Source organism: Pseudomonas sp. 910_21 (genome assembly GCF_052850735.1).
This window is the reverse complement of sequence record NZ_VXCY01000033.1, coordinates 1-728: the sequence shown is the minus strand read 5'-3', so window position 1 is coordinate 728 and position 728 is coordinate 1. Positions and strand designations below refer to the sequence as shown.

Annotated in this window: 1 protein-coding gene; it reads left to right on the top strand. The window is 64.8% G+C overall.

Translation table 11 applies throughout. The features are described 5' to 3' along the window. On the top strand, positions 1-728 hold a 728-nt coding region (locus FW796_RS31850), incomplete at both ends, for an AMP-binding protein (RefSeq protein ID WP_446440703.1).

The following is a 728-nucleotide window of genomic DNA, read 5'->3' as shown; positions in this document are numbered from 1 at the left end:
CGCGAGCTGGATATTCAGGCCAACCAACTGGCGCACAAGCTGATCGAACTGGGAGTGGGCCCGGAAGTGCGGGTGGCCATCGCCATGCCGCGCTGCGCGGAAATCATGGTGGCCTTCCTTGCCGTGCTCAAGGCCGGTGGGGTCTATGTACCGCTGGATATCGAATACCCCCAGGACCGTCTGCGCTACATGATGCAGGACAGCGGCGCGTGGCTGCTGCTGACCCAGAGCCATCTGCTGGATCGCTTGCCGATCCCCGATGGCCTGCCGACCTTGTCGGTGGAGCGGGCCGCGGATTTTGCCGGCTATCCCGCCAGTGCCCCGCAGGTGGAGCTGGCCGAGGAAAACCTCGCCTATGTGATCTACACCTCCGGCTCCACCGGCTTGCCCAAGGGCGTGGCGGTGTCCCACGGCCCGCTGGCCATGCACAGCCTGGCCACCGGCGAGCGTTATGAAATGAGCCCGGCGGATTGCGAGTTGCACTTCATGTCCTTCGCCTTCGACGGCTCCCATGAAGGCTGGATGCACCCGCTGATCTACGGCGCCAGCGTGCTGATCCGCGACGATAGTTTGTGGTCGCCGGAATTCACCTACGAACAGATGCATCGCTACGGCGTCACCGTCGGTGTGTTCCCGCCGGTGTACCTGCAACAACTGGCGGTACACGCCGAGCGCGACGGCAATCCGCCGGCGGTGCGGGTCTACTGCTTCGGCGGCGATGCAGTGCC